The sequence below is a fragment of the Ancylobacter dichloromethanicus genome (genome assembly GCF_018390645.1).
Classification (GTDB): Bacteria; Pseudomonadota; Alphaproteobacteria; order Rhizobiales; family Xanthobacteraceae; genus Ancylobacter; species Ancylobacter dichloromethanicus.
The window spans coordinates 19,133-40,381 of record NZ_JAHBGC010000006.1; the positions used below are offsets into that span (position 1 = coordinate 19,133).

21 protein-coding genes and 4 pseudogenes are annotated in these 21,249 nt (G+C 68.2%); 18 read left to right on the forward strand and 7 right to left on the reverse strand.

Translation table 11 applies throughout. The features are described from left to right. Positions 1–15: 15 nt before the first annotated feature. From soxY to KHC23_RS04125, 7 genes are all read left to right on the forward strand, one after another. The gene (gene soxY / locus KHC23_RS04095) at positions 16–480 is read left to right on the forward strand and encodes a thiosulfate oxidation carrier protein SoxY (protein ID WP_213369825.1); all 465 of its coding nucleotides are present in this window, start codon (positions 16–18) and stop codon (positions 478–480) included. A 65-nt stretch (positions 481–545) separates the two neighbouring features. Continuing rightward, entirely contained in the window at positions 546–875 is a 330-nt protein-coding gene (gene soxZ, locus KHC23_RS04100) for a thiosulfate oxidation carrier complex protein SoxZ (protein WP_213369828.1), read from the forward strand. Positions 876–995: 120 nt separating this feature from the next. Beyond that, positions 996–2,690 carry a thiosulfohydrolase SoxB gene (gene soxB / locus KHC23_RS04105; RefSeq protein ID WP_213369829.1) on the forward strand — a complete coding sequence of 565 codons (1,695 nt, stop codon included), beginning with the start codon at positions 996–998 and terminating at the stop codon, positions 2,688–2,690. A 73-nt stretch (positions 2,691–2,763) separates the two neighbouring features. Next, positions 2,764–4,041, forward strand: coding sequence for a sulfite dehydrogenase (soxC, locus tag KHC23_RS04110; protein ID WP_213369831.1), 1,278 nt, complete (start codon positions 2,764–2,766; stop codon positions 4,039–4,041). Next, positions 4,025–4,696 carry a c-type cytochrome gene (locus KHC23_RS04115; RefSeq protein ID WP_213369833.1) on the forward strand — a complete coding sequence of 224 codons (672 nt, stop codon included), beginning with the start codon at positions 4,025–4,027 and terminating at the stop codon, positions 4,694–4,696. The genes soxC and KHC23_RS04115 overlap by 17 nt, the downstream gene beginning before the upstream one ends. Positions 4,697–4,747: 51 nt before the next feature. Continuing rightward, positions 4,748–5,269 carry a DsrE family protein gene (locus KHC23_RS04120; RefSeq protein WP_213369835.1) on the forward strand — a complete coding sequence of 174 codons (522 nt, stop codon included), beginning with the start codon at positions 4,748–4,750 and terminating at the stop codon, positions 5,267–5,269. Positions 5,270–5,272: 3 nt separating this feature from the next. Continuing rightward, complete coding sequence (locus KHC23_RS04125) at positions 5,273–6,559, forward strand: FCSD flavin-binding domain-containing protein (protein ID WP_213369837.1); 1,287 nt, start codon at positions 5,273–5,275, stop codon at positions 6,557–6,559. 129 nt (positions 6,560–6,688) lie between these two features. Here the strand turns inward: KHC23_RS04125 and KHC23_RS04130 are convergent, their stop codons facing one another. Beyond that, positions 6,689–7,585, reverse strand: a complete 897-nt coding sequence (locus tag KHC23_RS04130) for a LysR family transcriptional regulator (RefSeq protein WP_213369857.1) — start codon at positions 7,583–7,585, stop codon at positions 6,689–6,691. Between the two features lie 136 nt (positions 7,586–7,721). Here KHC23_RS04130 and KHC23_RS04135 point away from each other — a divergent pair, with 136 nt between their 5' ends. Together KHC23_RS04135 and KHC23_RS04140 are read left to right on the forward strand one after the other, a co-directional pair. Continuing rightward, on the forward strand, positions 7,722–8,726 hold the full coding sequence (locus KHC23_RS04135) for an MBL fold metallo-hydrolase (RefSeq protein ID WP_213369839.1): 1,005 nt from the start codon (positions 7,722–7,724) through the stop codon (positions 8,724–8,726). A gap of 48 nt (positions 8,727–8,774) precedes the next feature. Further along, on the forward strand, positions 8,775–9,443 hold the full coding sequence (locus KHC23_RS04140; protein WP_213369841.1) for a pyridoxamine 5'-phosphate oxidase family protein: 669 nt from the start codon (positions 8,775–8,777) through the stop codon (positions 9,441–9,443). Between the two features lie 84 nt (positions 9,444–9,527). Here the strand turns inward: KHC23_RS04140 and KHC23_RS04145 are convergent. After that, positions 9,528–9,638, reverse strand: a pseudogene (locus KHC23_RS04145) (transposase); the annotation flags it as partial. A 65-nt stretch (positions 9,639–9,703) separates the two neighbouring features. On the opposite strand from KHC23_RS04145, the pseudogene KHC23_RS04150 reads away from it, so the two are divergent. From KHC23_RS04150 to KHC23_RS04155, 3 genes and pseudogenes are all read left to right on the forward strand, one after another. Then, a pseudogene (locus KHC23_RS04150) lies at positions 9,704–10,320 on the forward strand (SUMF1/EgtB/PvdO family nonheme iron enzyme); the annotation flags it as partial. A 157-nt stretch (positions 10,321–10,477) separates the two neighbouring features. Further along, entirely contained in the window at positions 10,478–10,615 is a 138-nt protein-coding gene (locus KHC23_RS24635) for a sulfatase-like hydrolase/transferase (protein WP_271188684.1), read from the forward strand. Then, a complete protein-coding gene (locus KHC23_RS04155; RefSeq protein ID WP_271188685.1) occupies positions 10,612–11,187 on the forward strand; it encodes a sulfatase family protein in 576 nt (191 codons plus the stop codon). Before KHC23_RS24635 ends, KHC23_RS04155 begins: the two co-directional genes overlap by 4 nt. 352 nt (positions 11,188–11,539) lie before the next feature. On the opposite strand, the gene KHC23_RS04160 is transcribed toward KHC23_RS04155, so the two are convergent. Next, positions 11,540–12,880 (reverse strand): HlyD family type I secretion periplasmic adaptor subunit, encoded by a 1,341-nt coding sequence (locus KHC23_RS04160; protein WP_246544186.1) that lies wholly within the window; start codon positions 12,878–12,880, stop codon positions 11,540–11,542. Between the two features lie 3 nt (positions 12,881–12,883). After that, on the reverse strand, positions 12,884–14,575 hold the full coding sequence (locus KHC23_RS04165; protein ID WP_271188686.1) for a type I secretion system permease/ATPase: 1,692 nt from the start codon (positions 14,573–14,575) through the stop codon (positions 12,884–12,886). Positions 14,576–14,804: 229 nt separating this feature from the next. Between KHC23_RS04165 and KHC23_RS04170 the strand changes: the two genes are divergently transcribed. Further along, positions 14,805–15,335: a hypothetical protein gene (locus tag KHC23_RS04170; RefSeq protein ID WP_213369843.1), complete on the forward strand. Its 531-nt coding sequence runs from the start codon at positions 14,805–14,807 to the stop codon at positions 15,333–15,335. On the opposite strand, the pseudogene KHC23_RS04175 reads toward KHC23_RS04170, so the two are convergent. The 3 genes and pseudogenes from KHC23_RS04175 to KHC23_RS04185 form a co-directional block, all read right to left on the reverse strand. Further along, positions 15,332–15,741: pseudogene (locus KHC23_RS04175) on the reverse strand (Rossmann-fold NAD(P)-binding domain-containing protein); the annotation flags it as partial. The gene KHC23_RS04170 and the pseudogene KHC23_RS04175 sit on opposite strands and share 4 nt — an antisense overlap. A 2-nt stretch (positions 15,742–15,743) precedes the next feature. Next, positions 15,744–15,860: pseudogene (locus tag KHC23_RS04180) on the reverse strand (IS5/IS1182 family transposase); the annotation flags it as partial. A gap of 82 nt (positions 15,861–15,942) precedes the next feature. Further along, entirely contained in the window at positions 15,943–16,836 is an 894-nt protein-coding gene (locus KHC23_RS04185; RefSeq protein ID WP_213369845.1) for a LysR family transcriptional regulator, read from the reverse strand. Between the two features lie 172 nt (positions 16,837–17,008). Here KHC23_RS04185 and KHC23_RS04190 point away from each other — a divergent pair, with 172 nt between their 5' ends. From KHC23_RS04190 to KHC23_RS04210, 5 genes are all read left to right on the forward strand, one after another. Further along, a complete protein-coding gene (locus KHC23_RS04190) occupies positions 17,009–17,422 on the forward strand; it encodes a RidA family protein (RefSeq protein ID WP_213369847.1) in 414 nt (137 codons plus the stop codon). Positions 17,423–17,517: 95 nt separating this feature from the next. Continuing rightward, positions 17,518–18,300, forward strand: coding sequence for a transporter substrate-binding domain-containing protein (locus KHC23_RS04195; RefSeq protein ID WP_213369849.1), 783 nt, complete (start codon positions 17,518–17,520; stop codon positions 18,298–18,300). Between the two features lie 38 nt (positions 18,301–18,338). Next, on the forward strand, positions 18,339–19,742 hold the full coding sequence (locus tag KHC23_RS04200) for an MmgE/PrpD family protein (RefSeq protein WP_213369863.1): 1,404 nt from the start codon (positions 18,339–18,341) through the stop codon (positions 19,740–19,742). Continuing rightward, positions 19,739–20,419, forward strand: coding sequence for an amino acid ABC transporter permease (locus KHC23_RS04205; RefSeq protein ID WP_213369851.1), 681 nt, complete (start codon positions 19,739–19,741; stop codon positions 20,417–20,419). The genes KHC23_RS04200 and KHC23_RS04205 overlap by 4 nt, the downstream gene beginning before the upstream one ends. Further along, entirely contained in the window at positions 20,416–21,060 is a 645-nt protein-coding gene (locus KHC23_RS04210) for an amino acid ABC transporter permease (protein ID WP_091444734.1), read from the forward strand. Before KHC23_RS04205 ends, KHC23_RS04210 begins: the two co-directional genes overlap by 4 nt. Positions 21,061–21,249 lie beyond the last annotated feature (189 nt).

The following is a 21,249-nucleotide window of genomic DNA, read 5'->3' on the forward strand; positions in this document are numbered from 1 at the left end:
GCAGGAGGACGCCTGATGCAACTTCGCAGTTGGACTCCGTCGCGACGGGAAACCATGGGGCTCGGACTGGCCGCCATGCTGGCGGCGACGCTCGCCCCGCGGCTCGTCATGGCGACCGAGGAAGCGGTCGCGGCCGAGCTCAAGAAGCTCTATGGCGACACGCCGATGGCCCCGGGCAAGATCAAGCTCGATCTGCCGGAGATCGCCGAGAACGGCCTCGTCGTGCCGCTCAATGTCGACGTCGAAAGCCCGATGACCGATGGCGACTACGTCAAGGCGGTGCACGTCTTCGCCGACGGCAACCCGCTGCCCCAGGTCGTGACCTACAAGTTCACCCCGCAATCCGGCAAGGCGGCGGCTTCGGTGCGCATGCGCCTCGCCCAGACGCAGAACGTCGTCGCCGTGGCGGAGATGTCGAACGGCACGCTCTACACGGCCAAGGCGCAGGTGAAGGTCACCATCGGCGGCTGCGGCGGCTGAGCGGCGCGACCGGCCCTTGGGGGCCGCGCGCCACGCATCAGGGGAAACGACAGGGAAACGCCAACATGGCCATCAAGTCCAAGCCGCGCATCAAGGTGCCTTCCGAGGCCAAGGCCGGCGAGATCATCGAGATCAAGACCCTCATTTCGCACGAGATGGAGAGCGGGCAGCGCAAGGATTCGTCCGGCAAGCCCATTCCGCGCGCCATCATCAACAAATTCACCGCGCGCTTCAACGGCAAGACCTTCTTTGAGGCGGACTGGTTTACCGCCGTCTCGGCCAATCCCTATCAGGCGTTCTTCTACAAGGCGTCGGAATCGGGCGAGTTCACCTTCACCTGGAAGGACGATGACGGTTCCGAGCAGACGGCGAGCGCCAAGCTGACCGTCGCCTGATCCGCCCGTCGCGTCATGGGCCGGCCTCCCATCGGGATGGCCTGCCAGCAGCGAAGCCTCTCGCCAGCGGCAAAGATTCGCCAGCAGGGAAGACGCTCGCCAGCAGGGAAGACTTGCCAGATGATCTCACGCCGCGATTTCGTGATCGCCGCGACGGCCGCCGGCATGCTTGCAGCCGGTGCCCGCGGTGCCTTCGCCCAGGCGGCCCGGGCGGGAACGATGACGCAGGACGATATCCTGCGCTTCGATCCCGTGGGCACGTTGACGATCCTGCACACCACCGACCTGCACGCGCAGCTCGAACCGATCTATTTCCGCGAGCCCTCGGTCAATATCGGGGTGGGCGAAGCGCGCGGCCTGCCGCCGCATCTCGTCGATCAGGCTTTCCTGTCCTATTTCAAGCTCGCCGCCGGCGGGCCGGACGCCTACGCCCTCACCAGCCTCGATTTCGACGCGCTGGCCGGCAGCTATGGGCGCATGGGCGGCGCCGACCGCATCGCCACGCTGGTGAAGGCCATTCGCGCCGCGCGCGGGGAGGGCAATGTGCTGCTGCTCGATGGCGGCGACGGGCTGCAGGGAAGCTGGAGTTCGCTGCAGACCAAGGGCGAAGACATGGTGCGCGTGTTCGATGCGCTCGGCCTCGACGCCATGGTCGGCCATTGGGAATTCACCTACGGCGCCGAGCGGGTGCAGGACATCGTCGACAAGGCGCCCTTCGCCTTCCTCGCCCAGAACGTGCGCAGCATGGAGTGGCAGGAGCCGGTCTTCGCGGCGCGCAAGATGTTCGAGCGCGGCGGTGCCAGGGTCGCGGTCATCGGCCAGGCCTTTCCGCGCACGCCGATCTCCAATCCGCGCTGGATGATTCCCGACTGGGAATTCGGCCTGCGCGAGGAGGATGTGCAGAAGCAGGTCGACGAGGCCCGCGCCGCCGGCGCCGATGTGGTGGTGCTGCTCTCGCATAACGGCTTCGATGTCGACCGCAAGCTGGCGGGCCGGGTGAAGGGAATCGACGTCATCCTCACCGCCCACACCCACGACGCGCTGCCGGCGCCGGTGATGGTCGGCACGACGCTGCTCATCGCCACCGGCTCGCACGGCAAGTTCATCTCCCGGCTCGATCTCGACGTGAAGGACGGCAAGGTCGCCGGCTTCCGCTACGGGTTGCTGCCGGTGTTCTCCGACGCCATCGCCCCCGATCCGGAGATGGCGGCGCTGGTGAAGGAGGTGCGCGCGCCCTATGCCGCCGATCTCGGCCGCGTGGTCGGGCAGGCGGGGAGCCTTCTCTACCGGCGGGGCAATTTCAACGGCACCTTCGACGACATGATCTGCCAGGCCATGCTCGCCGAGCGCGACGCCGAGATCGCCCTCTCGCCCGGTTTCCGCTGGGGCGGCACGCTGCTTCCGGGGGACCCGATCACCTTCGAGGCGATCGCCAACGCCACCGCCATCACCTATCCCGCCTGCTACCGCAACATGATGACCGGCAAGCAGCTGAAGGACGTGCTGGAGGACGTGGCCGACAACATCTTCAACCCCGATCCCTATTTCCAGGGCGGCGGCGACATGGTGCGGGTCGGCGGCGTCGGCTATGCCATCGACATCGGCCAGCCGATGGGCAAGCGCATCACCGACCTGACCTCTCTGAAGACCGGCCAGCCGCTCGACCCCGGCAAGACCTATGCGGTCGCCGGCTGGGCCAGCGTGAACCAGGGCGTGGAAGGCTCGCCGATCTGGGAACTGGTCGAGCGTTACGTCGCCGCCGCCAGGACCGTGGACATCGCGCCGACCGGCTCGGTCAAGGTCTCCGGCGCCTGAGGTCGCGGTGAAGAACGATGCACGTCCAACTCATTCATAAATTCGAATTTGAATATCCGTCCGGGAGAATGCGATGACCCAGACCAAGCCGGAGACGCGGGTGGACCGCCGCCGCTTTCTCTCCCTCGCCGGGCTTGCCGGCGCGGGAGCGGCCGCCGGCGTACGGCCCGCCGCCGCGGAGGCGACGCCCGATCCCGATATCGTCAATATTCCCGAATGGACGCAGGCGCTCGGCGCCGGGGTGAACAATCACCCCTATGGCATTCCCTCGCCGTTCGAGAAGGACGTGGTCCGGCGCGAGGTGACCTGGCTCACCGCCAGCAGCGAAAGCTCTGTGAGCTTCACCCCGCTCTATGCGCTGGACGGCATCATCACGCCGAACGGCCTGTGCTTCGTGCGCCACCATGGCGGCGAGGCGGAGATCGACCCGGCCCGCCACCGTTTCATGATCCATGGAATGGTGGACAAGCCGCTGGTGTTCACCATGGAGGACATCAAGCGCATGCCGGGGCGCACCAACCGGGTCTATTTCCTCGAATGCGCCGCCAATAGCGGCATGGAATGGCGCGGCGCCCAGCTCAATGGCTGCCAGTACACCCACGGCATGATCCACAATGTGGTCTATACCGGCGTGCCGCTGCGCGCCTTCCTCGAAGCCGCCGGGGTGAAGCCGCAGGGCAAGTGGGTGCTCGCCGAGGGCGCCGACGCCTCGGCCATGACGCGCTCGATCCCGCTGGAGAAGGCGATGGACGACTGCCTCGTCGCCTGGGCGATGAATGGCGAGGCGCTGCGCCCCGAGCAGGGCTACCCGCTGCGCCTCGTCGTGCCCGGTTGGGAAGGCAATATGTGGATCAAGTGGCTGCGCCGCATCGAGGTCGGCGACCAGCCCTGGGGCCAGCGCGAGGAAACGTCGAAATATACCGACCTGCTGGCCGACGGCCGCTCGCGCCGCTTCACCTTCATCATGGATGCCAAGTCGGTGGTCACCAGCCCCAGCCCGCAGGCGCCGCTGCGCGCCAAGGGGCCCAACGTCGTTTCCGGCATCGCCTGGTCCGGGCGCGGCACCATCACCCGCGTCGACGTCACCCTCGACGGCGGCAGGAACTGGACCACCGCCCGCATCGAGGGGCCGGCGCTGCCGCGCGCGATGACCCGCTTCTATCTCGATGTCGACTGGAACGGCGAGGAAATGCTGCTGCAGTCGCGCGCCATGGACGACACCGGCTATGTGCAGCCCACCAAGGCGGAGCTGCGCGCCGTGCGCGGCGAGAACTCGATCTACCACAATAACGGCATCCAGACCTGGCTGGTGCGCAGCAACGGGGAGGCGGAGAATGTCGAGGTCAGCTAGGGTCGGCGCCATTGCGGGCGCGCTCCTCCTCGCGCTCGCCGGCACCGCCGCCGCCGATGCGGTGAAGCTCGGCCGGCCGGCGCTGCCGGAGGAGATCAAGGCCTGGGACATCGATGTGCGCCCGGACGGCCTCGGCCTGCCGGAGGGCAAGGGCTCGGTGGCACAGGGCGAGGAGCTGTTCCAGAACCAGTGCGCCATGTGCCATGGCGAGTTCGGCGAGGGCGTCGGTCGGTGGCCGGTGCTGGCGGGCGGGCAGGGGACGCTGAAATCCGAACGGCCGGAAAAGACCATCGGCTCGTTCTGGCCCGACACCTCGACCATTTTCGACTATGTGCACCGGGCCATGCCGTTCGGCGCGGCGCAGACGCTGCAGCCGGACGAGGTCTATGCCATCGTTGCCTATCTGCTCTACCTCAACGACGTCGTGCCGGACGACTATGTCCTGTCGAAGGAGAATTTCCCCAAGGTCGCGCTGCCGAACCAGGCCAACTTCTACGACGACGACCGCGAGACCACGGAAAAGGCGTTCTGGAACGCCAATCCCTGCATGAAGGACTGCAAGCCGAAGGTCGAGATCACCAGCCATGCGCGGGTGCTCGACGTCACGCCCGATGCCGGCAAGCAAGGCGACAAGCCCGCCGGTGCGGTCGAATGAGGTCGCGCTGGTCATTATCCGCCGCGGCAGACAGAAGAGGAGGAGGACGCCATGCCCATGCCTGAACTCAGCCGCCGGTCCGTGATGGCCGGTCTCGCCGCCGGGGGGGCCGCGCTGACCGTCGACAGGGCCGCGGCCGCTCCCGCACAGGTGTCGCTCGATGACATCAAGAAGGATGCCGAGGTCGCCTGCCTCTATCATTGCGACTATGGCGATCCCGACCGCTTCGCCCAGACGCTGAACAATATCGGCAACCATTATTCGGTCTACGGGGCGGACCCGTTCGCGCTGGAGATCGTGCTGGTGGTGCATGCCGGCGGCATCAAGTTCTTCCTCGACAATCTCGACGGCACCATGTGGGCCGGCGAGACGCTGCCGCCGGAACTGTTCGCCCGCGCCGAGGCGATCTCCAAGACCGGGCTGAAGGTCTATCTCTGCGAGATCACCTTCAAGCGGAACCAGCTCGACCTGTCCCGGGCGAGGCAGGCTGACTTCATCTCCTTCGTGCCCTCGGGGGTCGCCACCTGCGCGGCGCTCCAGGGCAAGGGCTTCGCCTATATGAAGGTCGGCTGAGCGATGGCGGCGGCGCTCAGCCGTCGCGCCCTGCTGGGGGGCCTGGCGCTTGGCGGGCTCGCGCTGCCGGCGGTGGCGCGGGGGGCGCGGCCGCGGGTGGCGATCGTCGGTGCCGGCTTCGGCGGCGCGGCGCTGGCGCAGGAACTGTCGGCCGGCCCGGGCGGCGCGCTCGACATCGTGCTGGTCGACCCGGAGCCCGGCTATTTCGCCCTCTGCCGCTCCAATCTGGTGCTGGGCGGGCTGGCGACGCCCCAATCGATCTGGTTCAGCTTCGAGGCGCTTGTTCACCGAACCGGCATGCGTCTCCTGCAGGGCCGTGCCGAGCGGATCGACCCGGAGAGCCGGACGATCCGGCTGGAGGACGGCACGGTCCTGCCTTTTGACGCCGCCGCGCTCGCCCCCGGCATCGGCCTCGACTACGCGAGCGTGCCCGGCTGGGGCCGTGCCGCGAGCGAGCGCATGCCGCATGGCTGGATCGGCCGCGCCCAGTTCGACCTGCTCGACCGGCAACTCGCCGCGGTGCCGGACGGTGGCACCATCGTCATCCTGCCGCCGCCCGATCCCTCGCGCTGCCCGCCGGCACCCTATGAGCGGGCTTCGATGATGGCGCATCGCCTGCTCACCACAGGGCGCGGCAATTGCCGGATCGTCATCCTCGACTGCAAGGAGCGCTTCGCCAAGATGGCGCTCTTCCTCGATGGCTGGGAGCAGCATCATCCCGGCATGATCGAATGGCTGCCGCCCTCGATCCATGAAGGCATCGAGGAGGTCGATCCCGCCACGCTGACGGTGCGGGCGGGGTTCGGCGTCTACCGCGACTGCGCGCTGGTCAATGTGATTCCCGGCCAGACCGCCGGTGCCCTCGCGCGGCATTCCGGGCTGACCGACCGCTCCGGCTTCTGCCCGGTCCGTCCCGCCGACATGAACTCGACCCTCGCCCCCGACCTCTACGTGCTCGGCGATGCGGCGCAGGCTGGGCCGATGCCGAAATCGGCTTCCGCCGCCGTCAGCCAGTCCGTCGCGGTGGCGGCCGGCCTGCGCGCGCGCCTGCTCGGCGTCCCGCCCGCCGCCACCGCCTATGCCAGCCGCTGCTGGAGCCTGCTGTCCCCCGGCGACAGCGTCACCACCGAAGGCGGCTATGCCGTCGTCGATGGCGCCATGAGCGAGGTGGAAAGCGCCGTCTCCGCCCTGTCGGAGCCGCCGGCGCGGCGCCGGCAGAACGCGCGGGAGGCGGAGCTGTGGTTCCAGGCCACCATGGCGCGCCTTGTCGGCCCGGCCGGAGGGCCTTGAAGGCGCGTCGCGGCGGGCAGCATTCTTGGCACCCTTTCGCTCCGCGTCCCGCGGCGGGGCGGGATCTTGCCATGTTGCCGTCAGGCCGAATGCGCCGGGGAGCCATGGCCGGCATCTCGACAGCGGCCGTCAATCGGCCATCCGTGCGCGCAGGCGGGGTGCGGTCCAGTCGAGAAAATTCCGCACTTTCCGTGCCAGCGGACAGGCCGGCGCATGGATGAGGTTCACCGGCAGCGGCTCCGGGGCGAACTCCGCCAGCAGTTCTCGCAATTGGCCGCAGCGCAACGGGTCGGAGACCTGGTAGGACAGCACGCGAATGATGCCGACGCCCGCCAGTGCGGCCTGAATGGCGGCCTCAGTGGTATTGACCGCGAATTTGGGGCGGGGTTCCACGGCGAAGGCCGCGCTGTCCCGCCGGTAGCGCCACTCCGGCGCCGTTGCAAAACCCTGGAAACTGATGCCGTCATGCCTGGCGAGATCGTCCGGCTGCAGCGGTATGCCCCGGCGGGCGAGATAGGCCGGGCTTGCGCAGATCACCCGGCGCACCGTGCCGACGCGCGTCGCGATCAGCGCGCTGTCTGCCAGATGTCCGATCCGCAGGGCCACGTCGATATGGCCGTCGGCCAGGCTGACCTGCCGGTCGGCGAGCGTCAGGCGCAGGTTGATCTCCGGATGCTCTTTCAGGAATTCAAGTGCGATCGGCAGCACATGGCGCTCGCCGAAGGCGATCGGCGCGGTCACGTGCAGCCCGCCGCGCAGCGCGCCATAATCGCCGGCGGCCTGCCGCTCGGCCGCTTCCAGTTCCTCGAGGATGCGCCGTGACGCGGCGACGAAGGCGCGTCCCTCCTCGGTCAGGGCGAGGCCGCGGCGGGTGCGCAGCATCAGGCGTACGCCGAGGTGCTTTTCGAGTTCGCCGACCTTGCGGCTGACCGTGGCCAGCGGCGCGTCCAGCCGCCGCGCCCCGGCCGAAAGGCTGCCTGCCTCGACAACGGCCAGCAGCACCGACATCGCCTCGAACCGGTCCATCCCACGTTTCCATAATTCAAGAGGCTGGCTTCCAAAATCGCAGGATACCCTCTCAATTCGGGATGCCCTAGCCTTCCTTCCCATCGGGGTTGGCCGGCCGGCCCGCCGCTGTGTGTGATGACCAAGGGAGGGCGCCATGCCCCAACTTTCGCGTCGTGCCTTTGCCAGCGGCCTTCCCCTGGGGCTCATCGGGGGGAGCCTCCTCGGGAGCGGTCTCATCGGCGGCGGGCCCGCCTCGGCACTCGCCGCGACGCAGGAAACGGCGGCCGCCGCGTCCGCCGTGCCGGTGAGCGTGACGCCGCTCGCGCAGATCCGCATCGGCCGCTTCACGGTGACAGCGTTGACCGACGGCTATGCCGACATGCCCTACACCTTCTTTCCGGGGCGCAGCGCGGCCGAAGTCGAGCAGGCGGCGACCGCGCAGTTCACCGCCCGTCCGAGTGGCGTGCGTATCGTGTTCAACCAGTATCTGGTCGAGGATGGCGGGCGCCGCATTCTCATCGACGCGGGCCCGGCCGGCTCGATCGGGCAGACCGGCGCGCTGCCGCAGGCATTCAATGCGCTCGGCCTCCAGCGCGACCAGATCGATGCGGTCATCGTCACGCATATGCATCAGGACCACATGGGCGGGCTGATCGCTGACGGCCGGAACAACTACCCGAAGGCGGAACTCTTTATCGACCGGCGCGACGTGAAGCACTGGACCGATCCGGCAAAGCGCGCCGGCGCCCCCGACTATCTGCAGACCAGCTTCCGCATGGCCGGCGAGGTGGTGCGCCTCTACCCCAGGCTCCAGGCGATCGACGGTGAGCGCGAGATCGTGCCCGGCATTTCCATCGTCGACCTCACCGGCCACACGCCGGGCCATATCGGCGTGCGGATCGAGGATGGCGGCCAGAGCCTCATCATGGTCTCCGACATGCTCTTTCCGGTCGTGCATCCCGGGGCGACCGATGTGTTCTTCGTGTTCGAGCAGGACCAGGCGGCGGCGCGGGCGATGCGGGAGCGCTTCTTTCCCCGCGCCGCCTCGGAAGGTGCGTTGATCGCCGCGACGCACATGCCGTTCCCGGGGCTCGGCCGTATCGTCGACGATCGCGGGCATATGCGCTGGCAGGTGGCCGACTGGGCCTATCAAGGTTGAAATCGGTCGTGCCGGCTGCCGCCGGGCGGCCGCGAAGGTGGAGCCGGCATGAGCTACAAATATCTCGACATGGCCACCACGCCGTCCGTTGCCGCCGCTCAGGCGCATTATGGCAGCGCGGCGCAGTGGGCGCGGGCGCGCGGTAGAGTTGAAGACACCGGGCAGAGCCAGCGCCTGGGCCCGCCGGAACTGGACTTCATCGCCGCACGCGACGGCTTCTATCTCGCCAGCGTGTCCGAAACTGGCTGGCCCTATGTGCAATACCGCGGCGGGCCGGCCGGTTTCCTCGCCGCCATTGACGATACGAGGCTGGGCTTCGCGGATTTTCGCGGCAACCGGCAGTATATCACCACCGGCAATGTCCAGGCGAATGACCGCGTCTCGCTGTTCCTGATGGACTATGCGCACCGGCAGCGCCTGAAGATATTCGGCCGCATGCGCATCATCGATGCCGCGGACGATCCGGCGCTGGCGGAGCGACTCGCCGTGCCCGGCTATCCCGGCCGGGTCGAGCGTCTCGTCCTGATCACGGTGGAGGCGTTCGACTGGAACTGCCCCCAGCACATCACACCGCGCTTCACGCAGGCCGAGTTGGACGTTGTGCTCGCCCCCGTGCGCGAGGAGATCGCTGCCCTACGGCGCGAGAATGAACGGCTGCGCAACCAGTTGCAGGCCGACGCCCAACGTCGAGGGGACGATCCGGAAAGCCCGGCCTGAGGCCAAGACGCGTGCTAAAATGGATGCGATCCAGTGCGTTGCAAACCTCATTGAGAGTCCGTTTGAGAATTTTCACGGATGGACGATGCGCCTCCAACGGGTCATCCAGCCAAAGGTTCGCTCGACGACCCACCGTCTTGGCAACACCTTGAAATAGGGCTCTTTGTCGGTGCGGCGGACGATCTCGACGACGAAGTCGTGATAGGCGGCGGGGCAGCGCGCCGTCCCTCACGGTACGCCTGTATCTTTCGACGAGCCGGCGCCATCCCGAAGGGCCCGGCAGTGACCTTTCCGGCCGCGAGGATCATCCTGTCGTGAATGTCTGCCACGCCGACGCGCTCGCCTGTGCGCGCTGGTGCGGCAAGGGACTGCCGAGCGAGGCGGAATGGGAGTTCGCTGCGCGTGGCGGGCTCGACGGCATGGATTTCGCCTGGGGCGAGGAGCTGGCGCCGGCCGGCCTTCACCGCGCCAATACCTGGCAGAGCGCGTTCCCGCACGAGAACCGGGCCGAGGACGGCTATGCCGGCACCTCGCCGGTCGCCGCCTATCCCGCCAACGGCTACGGCCTGTTCGACATGATCGGCAATGTCTGGGAATGGACCGAGGACTGGTACGCCCCCCCCGCCACGCCGCCACAATCCCTTCCCCCAGGCCCTGCTGCCTGCCGCGCAACCCGCGCGGCGCCCGGTGGAGGAGAGCCTCGACCCGCTGGCGCCCGGCGGGGGCGGCCCCGCGCAAGGTGCTCAAGGGCGCCTCGCATCTGTGCGCGCCCAGCCATTGCCGGCGCTACCGCCCCGCCGCCCGCCACCCCCAGACGATCGATACGGCCTCGGTGCATATCGGCTTCCGCTGCATCCGCCGTGTCGCCGCCTCATAATCCAGCCCTGGGCGAACCGCCGTGACCGATCCCGAAACTCCCGCCATGCCGGAACGCCCCGCCGAACCGAGCCGGCGCGAGGTGCTCGCCGGCAGCGCCAGCCTGCTCGCCGCCGTCTCCGGCCCGCCGCTGTTCGCCACAGGCGTGTGGGCGCAGGGTGCCGGCGGCGGACGAGCAGATCGGCAAGGTGGTTGCGGCGCTGGAAGCGCGGGGCCTGCGCGAGAACACGCTGATCGTGTTCCACAGCGACAATGGCGGCACGCGCAACAGAAGTTCGTCGGCGAAGGGGACGTGAGCGGGGAGCTGCCGGCGAGCAACGTGCCGCTGCGCGACGGCAAGGGCACGCTCTATGAGGGCGGCACCCGTGTCGTGGCATTGGCCAACTGGCCGGGCCGTATCGCGCCCGGCGCGACGCCCGGGGTGATGCATGTGGTGGACATGCTCCCGACGCTGGCCGGTCTCGCCGGCGCCGGCCTCGGCCTTACCAAGCGACTGGACGGCATCGACATGTGGCCGACCCTCGCGGCCGGTCAGGCGGGCCGCGACGAAGTGGTCTACAATGTCGAGCCGAGCCAGGGCGCGGTGCGCGAAGGCGACTGGAAGCTCGTGTGGAAGGTGGACCTGCCGCCGAAGGTCGAACTGTTCGACCTCTCCAGCGACCCGACCGAGACCACCGATATCGCCGAGGCTTACCCGGACAAGGTGGCCGCGCTCACCGCGCGTGTGCTCGACCTCGCCCGCGCGATGGCGGAACCGCTGCAACCGGCCACCGCCCATCGGCTGACCCTGTCGGCGCCGCCCACCACCCCCGGCCCGACGGCGCGGGGAACGGGTGCGGCCCCCTGGTACGCGAGCCGGTCAGATTGAACCCACCTGCGCGGTAAATCGCCCTTTAGAGTGGACTTCGAGCTGATTGAATCATCTGGGATTCCCAAAGAGGCGGGTCGCGGCCGCGTAGAGCGGCACGGCCCGCTGCGCCGGCGCCAGAGCGACCAGACGGCCGGCGGCGATGTGGCCCTCCGCCATCACGCAAGGGCGCATGCCCCAGCCGCTTGGAGATGCGGAAGATCACCGACCCGCGCATGCAACGAAGCGTCGCCCGCTCCGGCGGCAGCCGGTCCGCCACCTCCTGCAGATCGGCAAGACCCGCTCCGGCGCCGTCGGCCTGCATGCCGTGGTCGGCTCACCGCCGGCATGTCGCCCGTCCGGCCTTGCGACCTCATTCCTCGCGGAAGGCGCGCATCAGCTGGTCCTGCAGCGGTTTGAGGAAATAGGAAATCGCCAGCCGCGGCTCGGTGTGGATGAACACTTCCACCGGCATGCCGGGCACCAGTTGGAGCCCGCCGAGCTTCGCCACCGAGGCCGGGTCGAGGGCGATCCGTGCCGTGTACCAGCTTTCGCCGCTGGTCGCGTCGGCCAGCACGTCGGCGGAGACCTGCGCCACCGTGCCGGCCAGTTCGGGCGTGGTGCGCTGGTTGAAGGCGGTGAGCCGCAGCACCGCCGGCTCGCCAGTGTGGACCTGGTCGATGTCGCGCGGGCGCAGCCGCATCTCGGCCACCAGCGCCTCGGAACTCGGCACGATCTGCATCAGCGTTTCGCCTGGCGCGACGACACCGCCGAGCGTGTGCACGGCGAGGTCGTGGACGACGCCGGCCTGCGGGGCCTGCACCTCCATTCCCTGCAACCGCTCGAAGGCGGCGATCCGCTGCTCGGCAAGCTGGGCCAGCCGGAAGTCGATCTCGCGCAGGCTGGCCATCGCCTCGGCCTGCCGCTGCTGGTCGATCTCGATGATCGCAAGTTCAGTCTCGGCGATGCGGGCCTCGGCGCGGGCGATCTCGGCGACGAACTGGCCATGTTCGCCGGCGAGCTGGGCACGTAGCCGGCTCAGTTCCGCCACCTGGCCGAGGGTGGCAAGCTCCTTGCCGTGCAGCGTGGTGACGCTCTCCAGCTCGCGCGCGTTCCAGGCGAGTTCCTCGGTCTTGGCATTGCGGCGCTCGGCCAGCCCCTCGACCTCGCGGCGGATCTGGGCGATGCGCGCGTCGAGCTGGCGCTTCTGCCCGGCGCCGAGGTCCCGGCGGGCATTGAACAGCGACTGCTCGGCGGCGACGAGGGCAGCGGCACGGCCGGAGAGATCATCGGCGGGCTGCAATTCCTCGGGAACGGCGAGGCTCGCCGCGCCATCGCGCTCGCCGATGAGCCGCATGCGCCGGGCGACCAGATGCCGGATCTGGTCTTCGACGATGGCGAGGTTGGCTCGCGTCAGCGTGTCATCGAGACGGACCAGCACCTCCCCTGCGGCCACCCGGTCGCCGTCGCGCACGGTGATGGCGCCGACCACGCCGCCGTCGCGCGTCTGCACCCGCTTCACCTGGCCATCCACTTCCAGCGTGCCGTTGCCGATCACCGCACCGGCGAGTTCCGTCGTCGCCGCCCAGCCGCCGAGGCCGCCGATGAGCAGGGCGATGAGGCCGAAGCCCAGCGCCAGGTCGCGCCGGATCGCGCGGGCGGCGGGCGAGACGGCGGCCAGCGCCGGTGTTTCGGGGGACGTGAAGGCGGACATAGGCTACTCCACCGGCATCTTCAGCCGCGCGAGGACCTCGGCCCGCGGCCCGAGATCGGCGACCCGGCCATCCCTGAGGATAAGCAACTGGTCGAGCGTGCCGAGCAGTTGCGTGCGGTGGGCGATGGCGATGACGATGGCCCCGGCCTCGCGCGCCGACACGATCGCGGCGGCGAGCGCCGCCTCGCCGTCCCTGTCGAGATTGGCATTGGGCTCGTCGAGCACGATCAGGAAGGGCTTGCGGTAGAGCGCGCGGGCCAGCCCGATACGCTGGCGCTGCCCGGCCGAGAGCGCCATGCCGTCAAGCCCGATCCGCGTGTCGTAGCCCTCGGGAAAATGCAGGATCATCTCGTGGCAATGGGCATTGCGGGCCGCCGCCAGCACCTCCTCCGCCGGCGCCCCGGGCTCTAAGCGGGCGATGTTCTCCGCCACCGTGCCGTCGAACAGCTCCACATCCTGCGGGAGATAGCCGATATGGCGGCCGAGGGCCTCCGGCCGCCACTGCTTCAGCTCGGCGCCGTCGAGCCGGATGGTGCCGCGCAGGCAGGGCCAGCTTCCCACCAGCGCCCGGGCGAGGCTCGACTTTCCCGAGCCGCTGGGCCCGGCGATGCCAAGGCCCTGCCCCGCCTCCAGCCGGAAGCTCGCCTCCCGCACCACCGGCTGCCCCGCCCCGGGCGGGGCGACGGCGATGTGCTCCACCGCGAGGCTCGCCACAGGCGCCGGCAGGGCCAGCTTCTCGGCATCGGGGGGCCGCGCGAGCTGGGTCTCCAGCCGGGCGCGGGCCTGCCGCGCGGCAATGAAGCCGCGCCAATTGGCGATCGCCTGCTCGACCGGGGCCAGCGCCCGGGCGGTGACGATGGAGGCCGCGATCATCACGCCCGGCGAAAGCTGCTGGCGGATCACCAGATAGGCGCCGAGACCGAGCACCGCCGATTGCAGCGCCAGCCGCAGCGCCCGGGTGAGGCCGCCATGCAGCCCGGCAATGTCGGCCAGGCGCAGGCGTAGCCGCGCATGCTCGTCATTGATCCGGTTCCAGCCTGCGGCATAGGCCGGGGTCATGCCCATGACGCGCAGCACCTCTGCATTGCGCCGCCCCGCCTCCAGCCGGTCCTGGCGGCGGATGGCGAGGCCGGCGCTCTCGCGCACCGGCGCGCGCATCGCCCACTCGCTGGCAAGCGTGCTGGCCATCAGCAGCAGCGAGCCGGCCACCGCCAGCCAGCCCAGCCAGGGGTGAAAGGCGAAGACCAGGGCGAGATAGACCGGCAGCCAGGGCAGGTCGCACAGCGCCACCGGTCCCGGCCCGGCGAGAAAGCCGCGGATCTGGTCGAGATCGCCCACCGGCCGGGCCGCCGCGCCCGGCGGCGCAGCCAGAGGCAGGTCCAGCGCCAGCCGGAAGCTGGCGGACCCGAGCCTCTCGTCGATCCGCTCGCCGATCCTGGCGAGCACCCGGCTGCGCAGGATCTCCATGAGGCCGAGACAGGCATAAAGCCCCATCACCAGCACGCCCAGCGCCACCAGCGTCGGCACGCTGCCGCTGGTCAGCACCCGGTCATAGATGAGGATCATGAACAGCGGGCCGGTGAGCATGAGCAAATTGCTCACCCCGCTCAGCACCCCGACGCCCAGGAAGGCGCCGCGCACCTCGCGCAGCGCCTGCGCCACCGGGGTCCCGCCGCGGGCGGACACGTCACTCACGATCGATTCCCTGGCGCGGCTCTCGCGTCCGGGTCCACCGCGTCGGGGCGATGGCCGGTGCATGGCTTGGACGCGCATTCATGGGGCGGCGGCTCGCGGAGAGTGAACAGAACGCAGTGCGCGGACGAAACACCTTGGCGTGATGACACTTCCGCCGCACCGCCGCCCTCTCCCGCAACCACCCCACTATATGCTACCTCTGACCCGTTCTCATCAAGGGAGTTCTCCGATGAGCCCTACATCCAGCCTCGATCGTGCCGGCCAGGACGCCACCTCCGGGGCCGCTCCCTCCGACGGCGCCAGCATGGGAAGCGGCGGCGACGACCGGCCCTCCGAGAATATCAGCATCGACTTCAGCAGGATCGACGACAAGTCGAGCGGTGTGCAGGACACCGGCAATGGCACCGACGGCGGCGACCGGCCGACCGAAGAGATCGGCTTCAGCTTCACCAAGCCGCCTGAGCCAAAGCCGGCCATGGCCTCGTCGCCGGAGAGCGGCGGCGCGGATGACTTCGTGCTCCACCCCGGCGCCGCCGGCGGGGAAGAATCGTCCGGCCTGCTGGATTTCTCCGGTATCGGCGACGACGCGCGCGGCGAGGGCGAGGATTTCCTCACCTTCGACGCCCCCGCCGGCGCGCCGCCGGAAGGCGACAGCGCCACCCTCTCGGCGTTCGAGGCCGCGCATGCGGACCCGACCGGCGACCGCATCGAGGACGTCGTGGCCGCACCGCGGCCGGTGGCCGACGATTTCATCGCCTAGACGGCGAATGTCGCCGCGAGGTCGCGGTAGGCGTGCAGCGGTCGGCCGAGCATGTTGGTCAGGCGCTCACGGTCGCCCTCGCCCGGTATCATGCCGTCGCTGACGTGGCGCTCGGCCATCAGGCGCATCTCGTACGCCTGCCACTTCGGCATGAAGTTGGTCATATTCGCCTCGAAGCCGCTCCGGTCGTCACCGCCGTAGACGACCGGACGGCCGAGAACGTCGGTCCAGATGGCGGCGACACCCGTGCCGGTCAGCGTGTCGGACCCAAGAGGTCAATGGTCTCGATCGGCAGCCTGCCCGGCGCTGCGTCGAGACGGATGAGTTCAAGCGCAGCAACCTCTGCAATGTCGCGGGTGGCCACCATGGCGACGCCCCCAGAGTCGATCGGCATCGGGTAGATGCCATCATCAGTGGCGCCATCCGCTCCCATTCCTCGTCCGTCAGATCAGTCAGATCAGAGGGATAACGCTTCGTCTTGCGGGCGATCCTGGCCATCCGGCTGCGCTGCTCCCGTGCCCACAGCCAATGTGTGAATCACGATCCGACCGCACGGCGAATCCCCTTCGCCTCCATTTTCCGAACAGGCTCTAATTTGCCAGCCGCTTTACGCGGTTGAACGCTCAGAACGAAAGGAATGTACGCGTCTCAATATAGCCAGGAACACCTTTATCCTCTGACTGATGGGACGTGCGATTGAAAAGATCGCACATCCCTCATGCTGATAGACGGGGCTGCTCTCTTCTATATTGAGGTTGAATCTTTTCTTTATGAGATCCCCGTAATGGGTCGGAAGCATGCCTTGGTAAAAGCCGGTCGCGACCATGGCGGCGACGGAATCGAGGCCGGCGGCATTCGGGCCACGGTGGTATCGCCCGGTCCGGATCGCGTGTTCCACATAGGGGTGCTGGCGATAGATCAGCGGCAAGTTGGGTATCTTCGACTTGTCGACGAAATCGGCGACATAGACCCTGTGTATCTCGCGATAGATCGGGACATGAAAGAAGTCGCGATCGTCCGTGTACTTGCCGCGGATGACGAGGTCGACGCGGCCCTCGTTTAGCGACTGCGCCAGTTCATTGAACGTCATCACCAGAATCTGCGGCTCCACCCCCGGCGCCTGACGCCGCATCTCAGTGAGGGCTTCAGGTAGTTTGCAGTCGGGATGAGTGAGGGTGTGCTCGCCGATTCCGATCGCGAGCCGCCCCGACAAGATACCATGAACGGCGTCGATCTCGGGGCGTATGCGCCCCAGCGCCTGGAAGGCGGCCGAGGCAAGGTCGAGCGCGACCTCTCCTTCCGGCGTCAGGCGAAAGCCGCTCCGGCCTCGTTCGCACAGCCTGACGCCAAGGCGCGCCTCCACCTCCCGGACATGGCGACTGATCGAGGGTTTTGACATGGCGAGCTTCTTCTCGGCCGCCGCAAACCCGCCCGCCTCCGCGACCGCGCAGAACACCCGCAGCGACCGCAGATCCCTCTCGTCGAAGTCCAGTTTCATCATGCGCGATACATATCAAAAAACGAAACATAGGTCGCAAAAAAATCGCTTTTCGTCATGTGACGCCGTTCGTAAGGTCAGGGGGCTCATAGAATACCCGCGCCAACTTCCCTGGCGAACTCGGTTCCGAGGCTGTTCAGGAAGCTCGCGTACAAGCACAATCAGGAAGGCGACGATGGCCCACACTCGAATCCGCAAGTTCAATACGAAAGTGACCTACCCCGAACAGAACATCGACAACGATCTCTGCCAGGCGGTCATTGCTCGCGGAACGACCGTCTACCTGCGCGGCCAGATCGGACAGAATCTCGATACCTCCGAATGCGTGTGCATCGGCGATGTCGCGGGCCAGACCGAGCAGGCCATGAAGAACATCGACATGCTGCTGAAGGAATGCGGCAGCCAGCTCGATCACATCTGCAAGCTGACGATCTACATCTCCGATCCCCGCTACCGCGAGGACGTGTATCGCGTGGTCGGCCGCTGGCTGAAAGGGGTCTTCCCGGTGTCGACCGGCATCGTCGTCACCGCCTTCGCCCGCACCGAATATCTCGTCGAAGTCGACGCGACGGCCGTCATTCCGGATTGAGCGCCCGGCCTGACCGGCCTGCCACGAGGCATCCGCGGGTGCGCCCGCGGAACGCCCAGGACAACATCAACCTTCCAGAAACAAGGGTGTAGGCAATGACCGCACGTATTCTGTTCGCCGCCGCCATCGGGCTCATGGCGACTCTTGGCACCGTTCCGGCCGTCGCCGACGCGCTGGACGACATCATCGCCCGCAAGACCATCCGCGTCGCCGTCCCGACCGACTACCCTCCGTTCGGCTCGGTCGGCGCCGACATGCAGCCGCGCGGCATGGATATCGACGTCGCCAACCTGATCGGTGAGAAGCTCGGCGTGAAGGTCGAGCTTGTGCCGGTGACGGCGCCCAACCGCGTCGCCTATCTCCAGTCGGGCAAGACCGATCTCACCATCTCCTCGCTCGGCAAGACCGAGGAACGGGCCAAGGTGATCGACTTCAGCATCGCCTATTCGCCGTTCTTCGACGCCGTCTTCGGCAAGAAGGAGCCGCCGGTCAAGGACTATGCCGATCTGTCCGGCAAGACCATCTCGGTCACGCGCGGCTCGATGCAGGACCAGGAACTCGAGGACCTCGCGCCGAAGGCGGTGGTGAAGCGCTTCGAGGACAATAACAGCACCATCGCGGCGTTCATGTCCGGCCAGGTGGAAATGTTCGCCTCGGGCACCCCCGTCGCCGCCGCTATCAAGCGTCGCAACCCCGATCTCGATCTGGAACTGAAGATCGTTCTGGCGAACGCCCCCTGCTATGTCGGCGTGGTGAAGGGCGAGCAGAGGCTGCTGGACAAGGTCAACGCCATCATCCGCGAGGCCAAGACCAATGGCGAGATCGACCGGCTGTCGGTGAAGTGGCTCGGCGCGCCCGCCGGCGAGCTGCCCGAGTAACAACCGTTGCGAACGGCACCTGGTGCAGGCGGTTGGCGATGAGGCCCATTCCCCGGAATCCCTCGCTCCTTCTGGCGGAGTGGGCCTCAGCCACGCGCGCCGCCGACATTCCCGGTCGCATCCGCCACGTCGCGAAGACGTGCGTGATCGATACGGTCGGCGTCGCCCTTGCCGGCGCCGGCACGCCGGTGGCGGGCATCGCCCGCCCGTTCGCGGCGCGGAACTACGCGGCGGGCCGGTCGGACATCTGGGGCACGCAGGCCCGGTTGTCGGCCGTGGGCGCCGCCTTCTGCAACGCGACCGCCGCCCATGCGCTCGATTTCGACGATAATTGCTATGCCGGCTTCGTTCACGGCTCGGCCGTCATCGTCCCCGCCGCCTTCGCCATCGCCCAGGAAACCGGGGCGACCGGGGCCGACCTGCTGGACGCGATCACCGTCGGCGCGGAATGCGAATACGCGGTCGGTGCCGCCGCCGGCCAGGACCTTTACGACAAGGGATGGTGGACCACCGGCCTGCTGGGCCCGATCGGCGCGGGCGTGGCGGCCGGCCACCTCCTGAGGATCGACGCGCGGCAGATGCGTGCCTGTATTGGGCTCGCCGTGGCCGGCGCGGGAGGGAGCAAAAGCTGCTTCGCCACCGATGCCAAGGCGCTTCTGGCCGGCGCGGCCAGCGCGGCGGGGCTGACAGCGGCCGCCCTCGCGGCCGGCGGCGCCAGCGGACCGGACGAACCCTTCACCCAGCGCAACGGTTTCGCCGCGCTCCACACCGAGGGCGCCTTCGACAGCACCGCGCTCGCCGGTCTGGGCCGGTCATGGCGGCTCGAGACGCCCGGCATCGACATCAAGAAGTTTCCGATCTGCCTGTCCTCGCATGCGGCGGTCGACGTGGTGGCCGACATCATGGCGCGCGAGGGCCTCTCGGCCGACGAGGTGGAGAGCGTCCTGTGCGATGTCCCCCCGGTCGTCGTCGCCAATCTGGTCCATGCCGCGCCGGCCACGCCGCGCGAGGCGCAGTTCAGCATGGAGTTCGCGATCGCCGCGAGCTTGCGCTTCGGCGCGCCGGGCGTGGAGCAGCTGCGCGACGATGTGCTGGCCGATCCTGCCCTGCGTGCACTGATGGCGCGTGTGCGCATGGTGAGCGGCCCGATGTGGGACGCGGAGCGTCGCAGGGCGGCGCCGGAGGGGGCGTCGGTCGTGATCGCCCTGAGGGATGGTCGGACCTTTTCCGGCTACCGCACCCATGCCCTCGGCACCGCCGTCAATCCCGTGGCCCCGACGGAGCTGCGGGCGAAGTTCCTGCGCTGTGCGGAACCCGCGCTCGGAACGCCCGCGGCGCGACGCCTGCTGCAGGCCCTTGACGAGCTCGATGCGGACGTTCCGGTCCGTGATCTCCTGAACGCGGCGCAGACAGAGTCGCTGACGCGGATGCCTTCCGAATGACCCTCTCATCGTTCATCGATGTCTTCCACAGCTGGCCGAGCCTGCTGAACGGTCTGGTCATGACCGTGATGCTGACGCTCGTCTCCTCCTTCCTCGGCGTGGTCCTCGGCACCTTGTGCGCCTGGGGCAGCCTGCGGGGATCGAAGGCGCTGCGCTGGTTCATCCGTAGCTATGTCGAGTTCTTCCGCAACACGCCGTTTCTCGGCCAGATCTTCTTCATCTTCTTCGGCCTGCCGGCCCTCGGCCTGAGGCTGGATCCGGTCACGGCGGCGCTGGTCGCCCTGACGATCAACCTCACCGCCTATGCCTGCGAGATCATCCGCGCCGGCATCGAGGCGACGCCGGCTGGCCAGTTCGAGGCGGCCAGCAGCCTGGGGCTGAAGCCGATGCAGGCGTTCTTCCTCGTCATCATTCCTCCGGCCTTCCAGCGGGTCTGGCCGGCCATGACCAGCCAACTGGTGATCATCCTGCTGGCCTCGGCGCTGTGCAGCCAGATCTCCGTCGCCGAGCTTTCCTATGAAGCCAACATGATCGCCAGCCGGACCTTCCGGAACTTCGAGGCCTACATCGTCGTCACCCTCCTCTATCTCGGGCTCGCCGTCCTGTTCCGGGACCTGCTGACCTGGGTCGGGCGTCGCTTCGTCTACGGGGAATTTGCCACGGTGGGGCAGCGATGAACGACTTCACGACCTGGGACGTCTTCCGCAACCTGCTCGCCGCCGTGCCGTGGACGATCTATCTGTCGCTGATCGCGTTTGCCGGGGGCGCTGCCGTCAGCCTTCTCCTGCTGAGCCTGCGTTTCGCCTTCCCACGTGTGGCCGGTACCCCGGTGCGCCTCTACGTTCAGCTGTTTCAGGGAACGCCGCTGCTTATGCAGCTCTTCCTGGTCTATTTCGGGCTGGCGCTGATGGGCGTGCAGACCACGCCACTGTTCGCCGCCAGCCTCTGCCTCTCGGTCTATAGCAGCGCCTATCTCACCGAGACCTGGTATGGCTGCGTGCTGGCCGTGCCGAAGGGGCAGTGGGAGGCTTCCTCCAGCCTCGGCCTCAAGCACTGGCAGCAGATGCTCCTGATCGTCCTGCCGCAGGCGCTGCGCCTGTCGGTTCCGCCGACGGTCGGTCTCATGGTGCAGATCGTCAAGAACACCTCGCTCGCCTCGATTGTCGGCTTCGTCGAGCTGACCCGCGCGAGCCAGATCATCGCCAACGCGACCTTCGAGCCGTTCCTGGCCTATGGCGCGGTGGCGTTCATCTACTTCGTGATCTGCTTCTCGATCTCGCTGTGCGGCAGGCATCTGGAAAAACGGATCCGGATCTGACCGCGCCGGGCGTGCCCGGGCGCCTGCCGACAGAACCCCGATCGAACCACAAAGGCTCACGCTCCAACATGTCGAACCTCGCCTCGTCTGCCGCCCTCGCGCCCGCCAGCCCCGCCGCCGCGCCATCGGGTCCTGCCGTCGATCTCGTCGGCGTGCATAAATGGTATGGCGAATTCCATGTCCTGAAGG